Origin of the sequence: Rossellomorea sp. GAMAL-10_SWC, assembly GCF_049568075.1 — a bacterium.
In the GTDB taxonomy this organism is placed as follows: domain Bacteria; phylum Bacillota; class Bacilli; order Bacillales; family Bacillaceae_G; genus Gottfriedia.
The window spans coordinates 4,059,414-4,072,897 of sequence record NZ_CP144911.1; the positions used below are offsets into that span (position 1 = coordinate 4,059,414).

Sequence of the window (13,484 nt, forward strand, 5' to 3'; positions counted from 1 at the left end):
CAAAAATATAAATGTATTGTATCTTATTGAAAAGGAAAAGTAACCCAACGTCCCCATTTTAAGTAATTAATACTAATTGTTTCCTATGATATTGAAACAATTAAAGGGAAAAATGGTAAAGAGTGATGTAGTCACTGATACTTATTATAAGGGGAGTTACTGTTGAGACCAAATATTAGCATTATAAATGCACTTATCCGTATAACTGCTGGCTTAACAATTTTAGCTTACGGCACAGCAAAGCTTACACGCAGAAGATGTAGTAATTCTGTAATCATTTTGATCATAATCGGTGCCATGAAAGTTGCAGAGGGAGTATTACGTTTTTGCCCAATGACTGCTCTAGGTAAGAAATGTAAGATTATGGCAGATAAACACGACGAGGGAGATACATTCGAAGATTATGTTCAACCTTCATAAAAGTAGTTTATCAAAAATGGAGTAGATTGTATAGATAAAAATAGAACATTAGTTCTTATTTTAACAAGAAATAGGGTCGTCATTAATAATAAATGACGACCCTTTTTTACTAATTATTTACTTTAATTGCTTTATGCGCTATATCGTGGCGATAGAATAAGCCAGTTGATTGAACCGTATTAATTTGTTTATATACATTTTCGCAAGCTTCATTAATGGAGCTTCCTTTATGTGCAATAATTAATACTCGTCCACCATTTGTAACATATTCATTATTTTCAAGTTTCGTACCAGCGTGGAATACCATTGTTTCATTACTTACATTATTTAATCCAGATATTACAGTACCTTTTTCAGGAACTTCAGGATATCCATTTGCAGCAAGCACAACTCCAACAACAGCTTCTTCTGACCATTCTAAATTAATTTCTTCTTCATTTAATATTGCTAATAATACTTCAGCTAACTCACTCTCTAAACGAGGTAATACAACTTCCGTCTCTGGATCGCCAAATCTTGCATTAAACTCAATTACTTTAGGTCCCTGGCTTGTTAACATTAAACCAGCATAAAGTATTCCAGTAAAAAGTCTTCCTTCAGAAATCATTGCTTCTGCGACTGGTACTACTATTTCGTTTAAAGATTGTTCAACAACTGACTCTGAGATTTGTGGTACTGGCGAATAAGCACCCATACCACCCGTATTAGGTCCTTTATCTCCATCATAAGCACGTTTATGGTCTTGGGCGATTACCATAGGATAAACCTTATTCCCGTTAACAAATGACATTAGCGAGAATTCTTCGCCCTCCAAATATTCTTCAATTACTACAGATGCACTCGCATCGCCGTACTTTTCATCAAGTAGCATGTCATGAAGGCTTACAATTGCTTCTTCTATTGTCATCGCTACAACTACACCTTTACCAGCTGCTAGACCATCAGCTTTAATAACAATCGGTGCGCCAACATTTTCAACATATGCTTTTGCTTCTTCAAAATTAGTAAACGTTTCATAAGCTGCAGTCGGGATCGCGTATTTTTTCATTAAATCCTTTGTAAAACTTTTACTTCCCTCAATAATTGCAGCTTCCTTAGTTGGACCAAATATCTTTAAATTAGCAGCTCGAAAATCATTTACAATTCCGTTCATTAAAGGAACTTCAGGACCAACGATTGTTAAATCAATTTCTTCCTTTTTTGCAAATGCAATAAGTGCTTCATGGTCACTTTCATCAATATTGACAAGTGTTGCAACATCAATCATTCCATCGTTTCCTGGAGCAACAAATACGTCTGTTACATTCTCCGATTGATTTACCTTCCAAGCAATTGTATGCTCACGGCCTCCGCGACCAATGACTAATACTTTCATCTTGTCATCTCCTTATTTCTTAATGTTTAAAGTGACGAACCCCTGTAAAGACCATTGCAATTCCATATTCATCAGCTTTTTTAATTGAATCTTCATCTTTGATTGATCCGCCCGGTTGAATAATTGCTGTAATACCAGCTTTAGCCGCTGCTTCTACTGTATCATTCATAGGGAAAAATGCATCTGAAGCTAACGCTGCACCAATTGATTTTTCGCCAGCTTGTTCAATCGCAATTTTTGCAGCTCCAACACGATTCATTTGACCTGCACCAACACCGATTGTCATATGATCCTTGGCTAAAACAATTGCATTTGATTTAACATGCTTTACAACTTTCCAACCTAATTTTAAATTCTCCCACTCTTCTTCAGTCGGTTGACGTTTTGTAGGGATTGTAACTGTTGCATCATCTAATCCAAATGTATCCATATCTTGACGTAATAAACCACCATGAACAGTCGTTAATTTAGGTGCAAACGAAGGCTTAGTTTTTAAGTCCACTGTTAATAAACGTAAGTTCTTTTTACTAGTTAAGATTTCTAAAGCCTCTTCACTGAATGAAGGAGCGATAATAATTTCTAAGAATAATTCATGCATTTTCTTAGCTGTTGCAGCATCAACTTCACGGTTTGTCGCAATAATTCCTCCAAAAATTGAAACTGGATCAGCAGTATAAGCACGATCATAAGCTTCTTCAATTGTAGTGCCTTCTCCGACTCCACAAGGATTCATGTGTTTTACAGCGACAACAGCTGGATTTGAGAATTCACGTACAATATTTAATGCTTCATTAGCGTCATTAATATTGTTATAAGAAAGCTCTTTACCATGTAATTGCTCTGCATAAGCAATAGACGAAACTGTTGGCATTGGAGCACGATAGAATGTCGCTTTTTGGTGAGGATTTTCACCATAACGTAAAGATTGTTTTAATTCGTAAGTAACAGTATAGCTTTCAGGATTTTCTTCTCCTACTTGCTCTGTTAAATAATTAGAAATTAATGAATCATAAGCTGCAGTATGACGGAAAACTTTAGCTGCTAATCGACGGTTCGTAGTAATAGAAACCGTATTATTATCAGCTAACTCAGCCAAAATTACTTCATAATCTGTTGGGTCAACTACTACTGATACAAATTCATGATTTTTAGCTGCTGAACGAAGCATTGTAGGGCCACCGATATCGATATTTTCAATTGCATCTTCAAATGTAACATCAGGCTTCATGATCGTTTCTTTAAACGGATATAAATTTACACAAACTAAATCAATTGGTTGAATTCCTAACTCGTTCATTTGACGCATATGTTCTTCATTTGAACGAACACCTAGTAAACCTCCGTGAATTGAAGGATGTAATGTTTTTACACGACCATCCATAATTTCTGGAAAGTTAGTTACTTCCGAAATACCAATTACATTTAATCCAGCATCTTTTAATAAATTATAAGTTCCACCTGTTGAAATAACTTCAAAATCATGTTTAATTAATCCACTTACAAATTCAATAATCCCTTGTTTATCTGAAACGCTAACTAAAGCTCGTTTTTTCATGATACATTCCCCTATCTAATCGATTTCATGCTCTATATCTAAATCTAGTTAACTAAACAATTTTTTTAGTGTTTGCACATATAAAACATGCTCGACACTATGAACCTTGTGCTCAAGAGATTCCTTCGAATCTCCCTTTTCAATTAGAATTTCTTCTTGCGCAATAATTGGACCAGTATCCATTCCTTCATCGACATAATGAACCGTTACACCAGTCGATTCGACACCTGCTAGGAGAGCTTGACCAATTGCGTCTTTTCCAGGAAATAATGGTAGAAATGAAGGATGAATATTTACTATTTTCCCAGGAAATGAGTCTAAAATTGTCGGACCAATCAATCTCATATAGCCAGCTAAAACGATAAATTCGACATTTAACACTTTAAGATGGGCAATAATTTCACCTTCATACTGCTCTTTTGATTCATAGTTTTTCGCTGAAAATATAAATGATGGAATATTTGCTTGCTTTGCACGTTCGATACAAAATGCATTTGGACGATCACAAACAAGTAACTTCACTTCAGCATTCACTTCTCCGCTTAGAGTTGCATCAAGAATGGCTTGAAAGTTACTGCCATTTCCTGAAGCAAATACGGCAATCTTCTTCATTACAGAGAACCTCCGCCAAAGGTTACACCTTCACCTGCTTTTGTTCTTCCGATAATAAATACTTTTTCTCCGTCTTCTTCTAATAGTTTAATAGTGTCATGTAAGTTCTCTTCACTAATCGCAAGAACCATACCAATACCCATATTAAAAATATTAAACATTTCTTCGCGCTTCAATTCACCAATCTCTTCTAATAAATCAAAGATTGGTTGGATTGGCCATGAACCATAATCAATTTCTGCGCCGATTCCCTCTGGAAGCATTCTTGGGATATTTTCAATAAACCCACCACCAGTAATATGTGCCATACCTTTTACTTCAAACTTTTTAAGAACATTTAAGATTGGTTTTACATAAATTTTAGTTGGGCGTAGTAATTCTTCGCCTAAAGTATGACCTAATTTATCAATGTTTTGATCAAGCGTTAAGCCACCTTTTTCTAATAAAACCTTACGAACTAGAGAATATCCATTACTATGGATCCCGTTTGATGAGATTCCTAATAAGATATCTCCTTCTTTAATGTTTTGACCTGTTACAAGCTTCGACTTATCAGCAATTCCTACTGCAAAACCAGCAACGTCATATTCATTCTCTGGATACATACCAGGCATTTCTGCAGTTTCTCCTCCGACTAAAGCGCAGCCTGCTTGAACGCAGCCATCAGATACACCTTTTACAATTTGCTCAATTCGTTCAGGTACAGCCTTGCCAACTGCTAAGTAATCTAGGAAAAATAAAGGCTCCGCTCCTTGAACCACAATATCATTCACACACATCGCGACTGCATCAATGCCGATCGTATCGTGACGGTCCATTTGGAAAGCTAATTTTAATTTTGTTCCTACTCCATCTGTCCCTGATACAAGAACCGGTTCCTTATAGTTAAATTTGGAAAGATCAAACATTCCTCCAAATCCTCCTAATCCACCAAGAACTTCTTGACGCATTGTTTTTTGAACGTGTTTCTTCATTCTGTTCACTGCTTCATAGCCAGCTTCGATATCTACTCCAGCTTGTTTATATGCATTCGCCATGTGATGATTTCCCCTTTCAGTTCCTTATGAATAGATTCAATTGAAAAGAGGCGGCGACTTTGCTCACCGCCTCTGTTTTTTAATATTAATTATGAGAATGTACTAATTCATTTTCATCATAGATTACTGTTGGATACTTCCCTGTAAAGCAAGCAGTACATTGGCCTCTATTTGGTCCCTCATGATTTCTACCAATAGCATTTAGTAGTCCTTCTAAACTAATAAATTCTAATGAATCTGCACCAATTTCTTCGCAAATTTCTTCTATTGTATTAGTTGCAGCAATTAACTCTTCTCTTGTAGAAGTGTCAATACCGTAATAGCAAGGATTTTTCAATGGTGGTGCGCCAATACGAACATGAACTTCACTTGCACCTGCATCACGTAACATTTGTACGATTCGGCGGCTTGTAGTTCCACGAACGATTGAATCATCTACCATTACTACACGTTTCCCTTCAACGATTGAACGAACTGGAGAAAGTTTCATCTTAACCCCTTGCTCTCTAAGTTCTTGAGAAGGTTGAATAAATGTACGACCTACATAGCGATTTTTAATCAATCCAAGTTCATATGGAATACCAGATTCTTCAGCGTAACCAACTGCGGCTGAAATACTTGAATCTGGAACACCGATTACTACGTCCGCTTCAACAGGAGCTTCTTTCGCTAATACACGCCCCATATTTTTACGTGCAGCATGAACATTGATATTATCAATATTGCTATCAGGACGAGAGAAATAAATATATTCCATACTACAAATTGTGTGATTAACTGATGAAGTAAACTGATCAGTTTCCACTCCTTTGTCTGAAATAATAAGTAATTCTCCCGGATTAATATCTCGAATATATTTCGCTCCGACTACATCAAATGCACACGTCTCTGAAGCTACAACATAAGCGTCACCTAGTTTAGCTAACGCTAATGGTCTAAAGCCATTTGGATCTAGTGCAACATACATTGCATCTTTTGTTAGAACTAAGTAAGCGAAAGCTCCTTTGATCATATTTAAAGATGCTTTAATGCTATCTTTTAATGGAGCAGAACCATTACGTTTAATTAAGTGAGCAAGTACTTCAGTATCAGAAGTAGTTTGAAAAATACTACCTTGCATCTCTAAATCTTTACGTAATCTTGAAGCATTTACTAAATTACCATTATGAGCAAGAGCAATGCTTCCAGTATGCGATTGGAATAATAGAGGCTGAACATTTTCATAGCCGCCTCCACCAGCAGTTGCATAACGAACATGACCAATAGCAGCTTTTCCGTGTAAATCATTTAATTGACCTTTACTGAAAACTTCTGTTATTAAACCAAGTCCTTTTGCCCCTTCAAGTTCATCCCCATTCGTTACAACAATTCCAGCTCCTTCTTGGCCTCTATGTTGTAAGCTATGAAGACCATAGTAGGAGATTTGGGCAGCATCAGTATGCCCCCAAATTCCAAATATTCCACATTCTTCGTTTAGTCCTTTTATTTCAGCAAGCATGGGATCGCCTCTTTCCAAGCTTGTTTCAGTTCCTCAACTGAAGCATGAAGAACTGTTTCATTATTTTCATTACGAACTGTTACTGATGTTTCTTCTGTAACTGTACCGATTAACTTTGCATCTACTAATGCTTCGAATTGTACTTTATGTTCAGGTTTAACTGAAAGTAAGAAACGTGATTGAGTTTCGCTAAATAATGAAACAACCTCATTTCCTTCAATCGTAATAGTTGCACCAACTTCTGACGGACCAAATGTGCTTTCTGCAATTGCTACAGCTAAACCACCCTCAGAAATATCGTGTGCTGAAGCAACTACACCTGCTTGAATAGCAGCAAGAATTTGCTCTTGGCGACTAGATTCAACAGCTAAATCAATACTTGGTGCTTTACCAAAGATTTTGCCATTTAATAATTTTTGAAGCTCACTTCCACCGAATTCAGCTTCTGCTCCGCCGATTACATAAATTAAATCGCCAGCAGTTTTAAAGTTTTGAGTCGTGATATGCTCGACATCTTCAATTAGACCTACCATACCAACTACAGGAGTTGGGTAAACTGCTTCACCATTCGTTTCGTTATATAATGATACGTTACCACCAATTACTGGAGTACTTAATACATTACAAGCTTCACTCATACCATCTGTTGCTTTTTCTAACTGCCAGAAAATCTCAGGTTTTTCAGGATTTCCGAAGTTTAAGCAATCTGTAATTGCAAGTGGACGAGCACCTGAACAAACTACATTACGAGCTGCTTCTGCTACTGCAATTTTCCCACCAACTTCAGGATCTAAATATAAGTAGCGTGCATTACAGTCAGTTGTCATTGCTAGAGCTTTTTTTGTATCACGAATTCTGATTACTGCAGCATCTGAACCTGGAGCAACTACTGTATTTGTACGAACCATATAATCATACTGACCGTAAACCCACTCTTTACTTGCGATTGTAGGTTGAGAAAGTAATTGTTTTAACGTTTCTTTTGAATCACTAATTTCAGGAATATAGTTTTCCATCGCTTGGAACTCACCATAATATGCAGGTTCAGTTGATGGCTTATGATATACTGGAGCTTCTTCAGCAAGAGCATCTACAGGTAATTCAGCTACAACCTCACCTTTGTGAAGTAAGCGAAGCATCTTATCATCTGTAACACGTCCTACTGATACAGCATGTAGATCATACTTTTCAAATAAGTCTACGATTTCTTGCTCCCTACCTTTTTCTACAACTAGTAACATACGTTCTTGAGATTCAGATAGCATCATTTCGTAAGCTGTCATACCAGCTTCACGTTGAGGAACTAAATCAAGATTCATCTCAATTCCCATACCTGCCTTTGAAGCCATTTCAGCAGATGAAGATGTTAATCCAGCTGCACCCATATCTTGAATACCAACAAGAGCGTCATTTTGAACAACTTCTAAACATGCTTCAAGTAATAACTTCTCCATAAATGGATCGCCTACTTGTACCGCTGGGCGTTTCTCATCAGATGCATCAGATAACTCTTCAGAAGCAAAAGTTGCACCATGAATTCCGTCACGACCAGTTGAAGCACCAACGTACATTACTGTATTTCCAGCACCATGTGCTTGACCTTTTTTAATATCTTTATGATTGATTAATCCAACACACATTGCATTTACTAAAGGATTGCCTTCGTAACATGGATCGAAGTTTACTTCTCCACCAACTGTTGGAATACCAATACAGTTTCCATAACCAGCAATACCTGCAACTACTTCTTCAAATAAATACTTAACTCTTGGAGTTTCTAATTCTCCAAATCGTAAAGAATTTAGAAGTGCAACAGGACGTGCTCCCATTGAAAATACATCACGAATAATTCCACCTACACCAGTTGCAGCACCTTGGTATGGTTCAATTGCAGAAGGGTGATTATGGCTTTCGATTTTAAATACGACAGCTTGCTCATCGCCAATATCAACAATACCTGCTCCTTCACCTGGTCCTTGTAAAACATGCTCACCGCTTATTGGGAATTTACGTAATAAAGGTTTTGAGTTTTTATAACTACAATGTTCAGACCACATTACTGAGAATAATCCAAGCTCTGTATAGTTCGGATTGCGACCAATAATTGATTTGACTAATTGAAACTCTTCATCAGTTAAGCCCATAGTGGCATAAATTCTATCATTTTCAATTTGAATTGGATTTGGCTCAAGAAGTAACGACATGGTTTTCCCTCCAGTTTCTTACAATCGAACGAAATAGTTGAAGTCCGTCTGCACTACCTAATAATGCATCAACTGCACGCTCAGGGTGTGGCATCATACCTAATACATTTCCTTTTTCATTAACAATTCCTGCGATATCATCTAAACTACCGTTCGGATTATTTTGATAACGGAAAATTATCTGATTATTATTTTTAAGTGCTTCGTATGTTTCTTGATCGCAATAGTAATTTCCTTCACCGTGTGCGATTGGTACAGTAATTACTTGACCTTTTTCATAACCAGTTGTAAACATAGATTCATTGTTTTCAACAACTAGCTCTACTTGTTTACACATAAATTTTAATTTCTCATTACGTCTAAGAGTACCTGGTAGTAGACCTGCTTCAGTTAGGATTTGGAATCCATTACAAACGCCAAATACTGGTTTACCTTCAGCAGCAGCTTTCTTCACCGCATCCATCACGTTTGCAAAACCTGCAATTGCGCCAGAGCGTAAGTAATCTCCATATGAGAAGCCACCTGGTAATAAGATACCATCAAATTCATCTAAATTCGTTGAATCATGCCATACGTATTCTACTTCTTCGCCTAACTCATCTTTGATTGCATGATACATATCAACATCACAATTTGAGCCCGGGAACACAATTACTGCAAACTTCACTGTGCGACTACCTCCTCTACCTCATAACGGTAATCTTCAATTACGATGTTTGCTAATAACTTTTCACACATTTCTTTTACTGTAGTATCTAAATCTGCAACATTTTTATCAATTAATAATTCCATATATTTACCGATACGAACATCTTGAACATCGCTAAAATTCATGCTATGAAGTGCGTTTTTAACTGCATTTCCTTGTGGATCTAAAACACTTTCTCTTAATGTAACGAATACTCTTACTTTGAACATGATAATCCCCCTAAGCGTTTTAAAATTTCTTCGTATCCATCTGTTAAGTTACCTAAATCTCTACGGAATACATCTTTATCAAATTTCGCGTTTGTATCTTTATCCCATAATCGGCAAGTATCTGGTGAAATCTCATCTGCTAACAAAATTGTTCCATCATTTAATTTGCCAAACTCTAATTTAAAATCGACTAATCGAACATTACATGCATTAAACTGTTCTACTAGTACATCATTAACACGGAGAGCAATCTCTTTAATTGTTTCAAGATCTTTAGTTGTTGCTAGTTTAAGTGCAGCGATATGATCTTCATTAATAATTGGATCACCTAAATCATCACGTTTGTAATAAAACTCAATGATTGGTTTTTCTAACTTAACACCCTCATCTAATCCCATGCGTTTCGATAAGCTACCAGCAACGATATTTCTAACAACTACTTCAATTGGTACAATTGTTACTCGTTTTACAAGTTGTTCAAGTTCTGATGTTTTTTCTACAAAATGAGATGCAATACCTGATTCCTTTAACTTTGAAAATAGTAAACTAGTAATCGCATTATTCAAGCGACCTTTACCAGCAATTTCTGCTTTCTTTTCACCGTTAAATGCAGTTGCTGAATCTTTGTACTCAACTCTTACAATTTCAGGATTCTCAGTTGAGAAAATTCTTTTTGCCTTTCCCTCATACAACATTACTTGCTCTGCCATGCTAACAATGCCTCCCATATCCTCATTTAAACACCCAATAGAATTTCTGCTTGATCTGTTATTTGAATTGTTTGGCTAAGAATTTTTTTCTCTAATCTTAGCCAAACAATATTTATTAATTTAATCCTAAGCGTTCAAAAATTGTATCGACTTGACTTAAGTGGTAGCTGTAGTCAAAGCAATCATTAATTTCTTCTTGAGATAATAAAGAAGTAATTTTTTCTTCTGCTTCTACAAGCTCTTTAAACTGTACTTGAGTTTCCCAAGCTTCCATTGCTTTTGGTTGAACAGTATCATAAGCCTCTTCACGTGACATTCCTTTTTCAATTAAAGCAAGAAGTACACGCTGAGAATAAATTAATCCGTAAGTACGATCCATATTACGTTTCATATTCTCAGGGAATACTGTAAGGTTTTTAACAATATTTCCAAATCGATTTAACATGTAATTTAAAAGTATTGTAGCATCTGGTAAGATGATTCTTTCTGCAGATGAATGTGAGATATCTCTTTCATGCCAAAGTGATACATTTTCATAAGCTGTAACCATATGACCTCTAATTACACGAGCTAAACCTGTCATGTTTTCAGACCCAATTGGATTACGTTTATGTGGCATTGCAGAAGAGCCTTTTTGACCTTTTGCAAAGAATTCTTCAACTTCGCGTGTTTCACTTTTTTGTAATCCGCGTACTTCAGTTGCAAACTTCTCAATTGAAGTTGCAATTAAAGATAATGTTGCCATGTAGTGAGCATGACGATCACGTTGTAAAGTTTGAGTTGAAATTGGAGCTGCTTGAATTCCTAACTTTTCACAAACATATTCTTCAACAAACGGAGGAATATTTGCGTAAGTTCCAACAGCGCCTGAGATTTTGCCTACTCGAACTGTTTCAATCGCATTCTTAAATCGCTCTAAGTTACGCTTCATTTCTTCAGTCCATAAGGCAAGTTTTAAACCAAAAGTAGTTGGTTCTGCATGTACACCGTGAGTACGTCCCATCATTACTGTGTACTTATGTTCTTTAGCTTTCGTTTCAAGAATTCCAATGAAATTCTCTAAATCTTTTAATAAAATATCATTTGCCTGACGTAGTAAGTATGACAGTGCCGTATCTACTACATCAGTTGAAGTTAAGCCATAATGTACCCATTTACGTTCGTCGCCTAATGTTTCAGAAACTGCACGTGTAAATGCAACTACGTCATGACGTGTTTCTTTTTCAATTTCATAAATACGGTTTATATCGAAAGAAGCTTTTTCGCGTAACACTTTTACGTCTTCTTTAGGAATATCTCCTAATTCAGCCCATGCTTCACATGCTAAGATTTCAACTTCTAACCAAGCTTTAAATTTGTTTTCTTCTGTCCAAATTGCTGCCATTTCTGGGCGTGAATAACGTTCAATCATATTTTTACCTCCACCGGGTTTTGTTTCCAAATCCCTAACTCTTGTACTTTTTGCATCGCTAGTTCTGTTGATGCTGCCATTATATTAATATGTCCCATTTTACGGCCTTTTTTGCTTTCTTCTTTACCATAAAGATGGACATTTAATGTACTATCATTTTGCATTACATTCAATACTTCTTCAACATGTTCACCTAATATATTCACCATTACAACTGGTTTTAGTAATTCCGTATTTCCTAATGGTAAATTACAAACCGCTCGAATATGCTGCTTGAATTGCGAAGTTTCAACTGCCTCCATTGTATAGTGTCCTGTATTATGTGGACGCGGAGCTAATTCATTTATATAAACCTGCTCATCTTCTGTTACAAATAACTCAATTGCTAAAACACCTACAAGATGAAATGAGCTAGCTACTTTTTTTGCATAGTTCTCTGCTGTTTCTATTACTGATTTTGAAGTATTTGCTGGTACAGATGAAGTATGCAGAATTTGATTTATATGAACATTCTCTGCTATTGGAAAGGTATTTATCTCTCCATTACTATTTCTTGCGACAATTATTGACAATTCTTTTTCAAAAGGAACCCAGCCCTCAAGAATACATTGCTGTTTTTTAACAAGTTCTAACGCTTCAACAAAGTCTTCTTCAGATCTTAAAACAACTTGCCCTTTTCCGTCATAACCACCTGTTGTTGTTTTCAAAACAGCTGGTAAACCTATTTTCGTAACTGCCTCAGAAAATTGCTCTTCATTTTCTACTAGTTGAAATGGAGCAACCTTTATACCTAAATTTTGAATAGCTGTTTTTTCAGTTAATCTATTTCTTGTTAGCTTTAATAACTCACTGCCTTGAGGTAAATAGGAATGCTCATCTAAATACTCAAGTGCGTTTACATCAATATTTTCAAATTCATATGTTATAACATCACTTACTTTCGCAAGCTGTTTAATTGCTTCTAAATTAGAATACTCAGCCGTAATCTCTATATCAGATACTTGCCCACAAGGTGAATTTGGAGTAGGATCTAGAACAGCTATTTTATAGCCCATTTCTTTCGCCGAAAGCGCCATCATTCTTCCAAGTTGGCCTCCTCCGATGATTCCTATTGTTTGTCCTGGTAGAATTACTTTGCTATTCATAGTGATTCACTGCTTTCTAGAACTTGTTTAGTAGTGTTTTCACGACGAGTTTCTAACGCTAAATAAACTTCTTGATCTTGGATACTTAATACTTGAGCTGCAAGTAAGCCTGCATTCGTCGCACCTGCTTTACCAATCGCAACAGTTGCAACAGGTACTCCACCTGGCATTTGCACAATTGATAATAATGAATCTAATCCATTTAAAGCTTTTGATTGTACTGGTACACCTATTACTGGAAGTGTCGTTTTTGCTGCTACCATTCCTGGTAAGTGAGCAGCTCCGCCTGCACCTGCAATAATTACCTTAATACCACGTTCTCTAGCTGATTCTGCATACTCAAACATTAAATCTGGTGTACGATGTGCTGAAACAACTCGTTTCTCATAGCTTATATTTAACTCTTCTAACACATCACAAGCATGTTTCATTGTTTCCCAATCACTTGTACTCCCCATAATGACACCAACTACCGGTTTCATCTGCTTTTCCCCCAAGTTTATTCGCTATTTTTTTATTTTTACTATAAATTTCCAACAAAAAACGCCTAAATAGAAATATCCCTCTATGGTGAGAAAGATAATCTACTTAGGCGTATA

13 protein-coding genes are annotated in these 13,484 nt (G+C 36.2%); 1 reads left to right on the plus strand and 12 read right to left on the minus strand.

Annotated features, from left to right (window positions below; genetic code table 11):
* The first annotated feature begins 162 nt into the window (after positions 1-162).
* Positions 163-420 (plus strand): YgaP family membrane protein, encoded by a 258-nt coding sequence (locus tag V5E38_RS19635; protein ID WP_286133437.1) that lies wholly within the window; start codon positions 163-165, stop codon positions 418-420.
* Positions 421-529: 109 nt separating this feature from the next.
* Here the strand turns inward: V5E38_RS19635 and purD are convergent, their stop codons facing one another.
* From purD to purE, 12 genes are all read right to left on the minus strand, one after another.
* Positions 530-1,795, minus strand: coding sequence for a phosphoribosylamine--glycine ligase (gene purD, locus V5E38_RS19640; RefSeq protein WP_499211240.1), 1,266 nt, complete (start codon positions 1,793-1,795; stop codon positions 530-532).
* Between the two features lie 19 nt (positions 1,796-1,814).
* The gene (purH, locus tag V5E38_RS19645; protein WP_499211241.1) at positions 1,815-3,350 is read right to left on the minus strand and encodes a bifunctional phosphoribosylaminoimidazolecarboxamide formyltransferase/inosine monophosphate cyclohydrolase; all 1,536 of its coding nucleotides are present in this window, start codon (positions 3,348-3,350) and stop codon (positions 1,815-1,817) included.
* 48 nt (positions 3,351-3,398) lie between these two features.
* Positions 3,399-3,962, minus strand: coding sequence for a phosphoribosylglycinamide formyltransferase (gene purN / locus V5E38_RS19650; protein WP_499211242.1), 564 nt, complete (start codon positions 3,960-3,962; stop codon positions 3,399-3,401).
* Positions 3,962-4,999, minus strand: a complete 1,038-nt coding sequence (gene purM, locus V5E38_RS19655) for a phosphoribosylformylglycinamidine cyclo-ligase (protein WP_499211243.1) — start codon at positions 4,997-4,999, stop codon at positions 3,962-3,964. The genes purN and purM overlap by 1 nt, the downstream gene beginning before the upstream one ends.
* Positions 5,000-5,084: 85 nt before the next feature.
* The gene (purF, locus tag V5E38_RS19660) at positions 5,085-6,497 is read right to left on the minus strand and encodes an amidophosphoribosyltransferase (RefSeq protein WP_499211244.1); all 1,413 of its coding nucleotides are present in this window, start codon (positions 6,495-6,497) and stop codon (positions 5,085-5,087) included.
* Positions 6,482-8,701 carry a phosphoribosylformylglycinamidine synthase subunit PurL gene (gene purL, locus V5E38_RS19665; RefSeq protein ID WP_335478167.1) on the minus strand — a complete coding sequence of 740 codons (2,220 nt, stop codon included), beginning with the start codon at positions 8,699-8,701 and terminating at the stop codon, positions 6,482-6,484. Before purL ends, purF begins: the two co-directional genes overlap by 16 nt.
* Positions 8,685-9,368, minus strand: coding sequence for a phosphoribosylformylglycinamidine synthase subunit PurQ (purQ, locus tag V5E38_RS19670; protein WP_499211245.1), 684 nt, complete (start codon positions 9,366-9,368; stop codon positions 8,685-8,687). The genes purL and purQ overlap by 17 nt, the downstream gene beginning before the upstream one ends.
* A complete protein-coding gene (gene purS, locus V5E38_RS19675; protein ID WP_335478165.1) occupies positions 9,365-9,619 on the minus strand; it encodes a phosphoribosylformylglycinamidine synthase subunit PurS in 255 nt (84 codons plus the stop codon). Before purS ends, purQ begins: the two co-directional genes overlap by 4 nt.
* Positions 9,607-10,329, minus strand: coding sequence for a phosphoribosylaminoimidazolesuccinocarboxamide synthase (gene purC / locus V5E38_RS19680; RefSeq protein WP_499211246.1), 723 nt, complete (start codon positions 10,327-10,329; stop codon positions 9,607-9,609). Before purC ends, purS begins: the two co-directional genes overlap by 13 nt.
* A 115-nt stretch (positions 10,330-10,444) precedes the next feature.
* Positions 10,445-11,740 (minus strand): adenylosuccinate lyase, encoded by a 1,296-nt coding sequence (purB, locus tag V5E38_RS19685; RefSeq protein WP_069032643.1) that lies wholly within the window; start codon positions 11,738-11,740, stop codon positions 10,445-10,447.
* On the minus strand, positions 11,737-12,885 hold the full coding sequence (gene purK / locus V5E38_RS19690; RefSeq protein WP_499211247.1) for a 5-(carboxyamino)imidazole ribonucleotide synthase: 1,149 nt from the start codon (positions 12,883-12,885) through the stop codon (positions 11,737-11,739). Before purK ends, purB begins: the two co-directional genes overlap by 4 nt.
* Positions 12,882-13,367, minus strand: a complete 486-nt coding sequence (gene purE / locus V5E38_RS19695) for a 5-(carboxyamino)imidazole ribonucleotide mutase (RefSeq protein WP_097973951.1) — start codon at positions 13,365-13,367, stop codon at positions 12,882-12,884. The genes purK and purE overlap by 4 nt, the downstream gene beginning before the upstream one ends.
* Between the last annotated feature and the right edge of the window lie 117 nt (positions 13,368-13,484).

Bases quoted from the DNA above. Each gene is read 5' to 3' on its own strand.
- purM (WP_499211243.1), bottom strand. From the start codon at position 4,999: ATGGCGAATGCATATAAACAAGCTGGAGTAGATATCGAAGCTGGCTAT.
- purD (WP_499211240.1), bottom strand. From the start codon at position 1,795: ATGAAAGTATTAGTCATTGGTCGCGGAGGCCGTGAGCATACAATTGCT.
- purL (WP_335478167.1), bottom strand. From the start codon at position 8,701: ATGTCGTTACTTCTTGAGCCAAATCCAATTCAAATTGAAAATGATAGA.
- purN (WP_499211242.1), bottom strand. From the start codon at position 3,962: ATGAAGAAGATTGCCGTATTTGCTTCAGGAAATGGCAGTAACTTTCAA.
- purH (WP_499211241.1), bottom strand. From the start codon at position 3,350: ATGAAAAAACGAGCTTTAGTTAGCGTTTCAGATAAACAAGGGATTATT.
- purK (WP_499211247.1), bottom strand. From the start codon at position 12,885: ATGAATAGCAAAGTAATTCTACCAGGACAAACAATAGGAATCATCGGA.
- purB (WP_069032643.1), bottom strand. From the start codon at position 11,740: ATGATTGAACGTTATTCACGCCCAGAAATGGCAGCAATTTGGACAGAA.
- purE (WP_097973951.1), bottom strand. From the start codon at position 13,367: ATGAAACCGGTAGTTGGTGTCATTATGGGGAGTACAAGTGATTGGGAA.
- purF (WP_499211244.1), bottom strand. From the start codon at position 6,497: ATGCTTGCTGAAATAAAAGGACTAAACGAAGAATGTGGAATATTTGGA.
- purC (WP_499211246.1), bottom strand. From the start codon at position 10,329: ATGGCAGAGCAAGTAATGTTGTATGAGGGAAAGGCAAAAAGAATTTTC.
- purS (WP_335478165.1), bottom strand. From the start codon at position 9,619: ATGTTCAAAGTAAGAGTATTCGTTACATTAAGAGAAAGTGTTTTAGAT.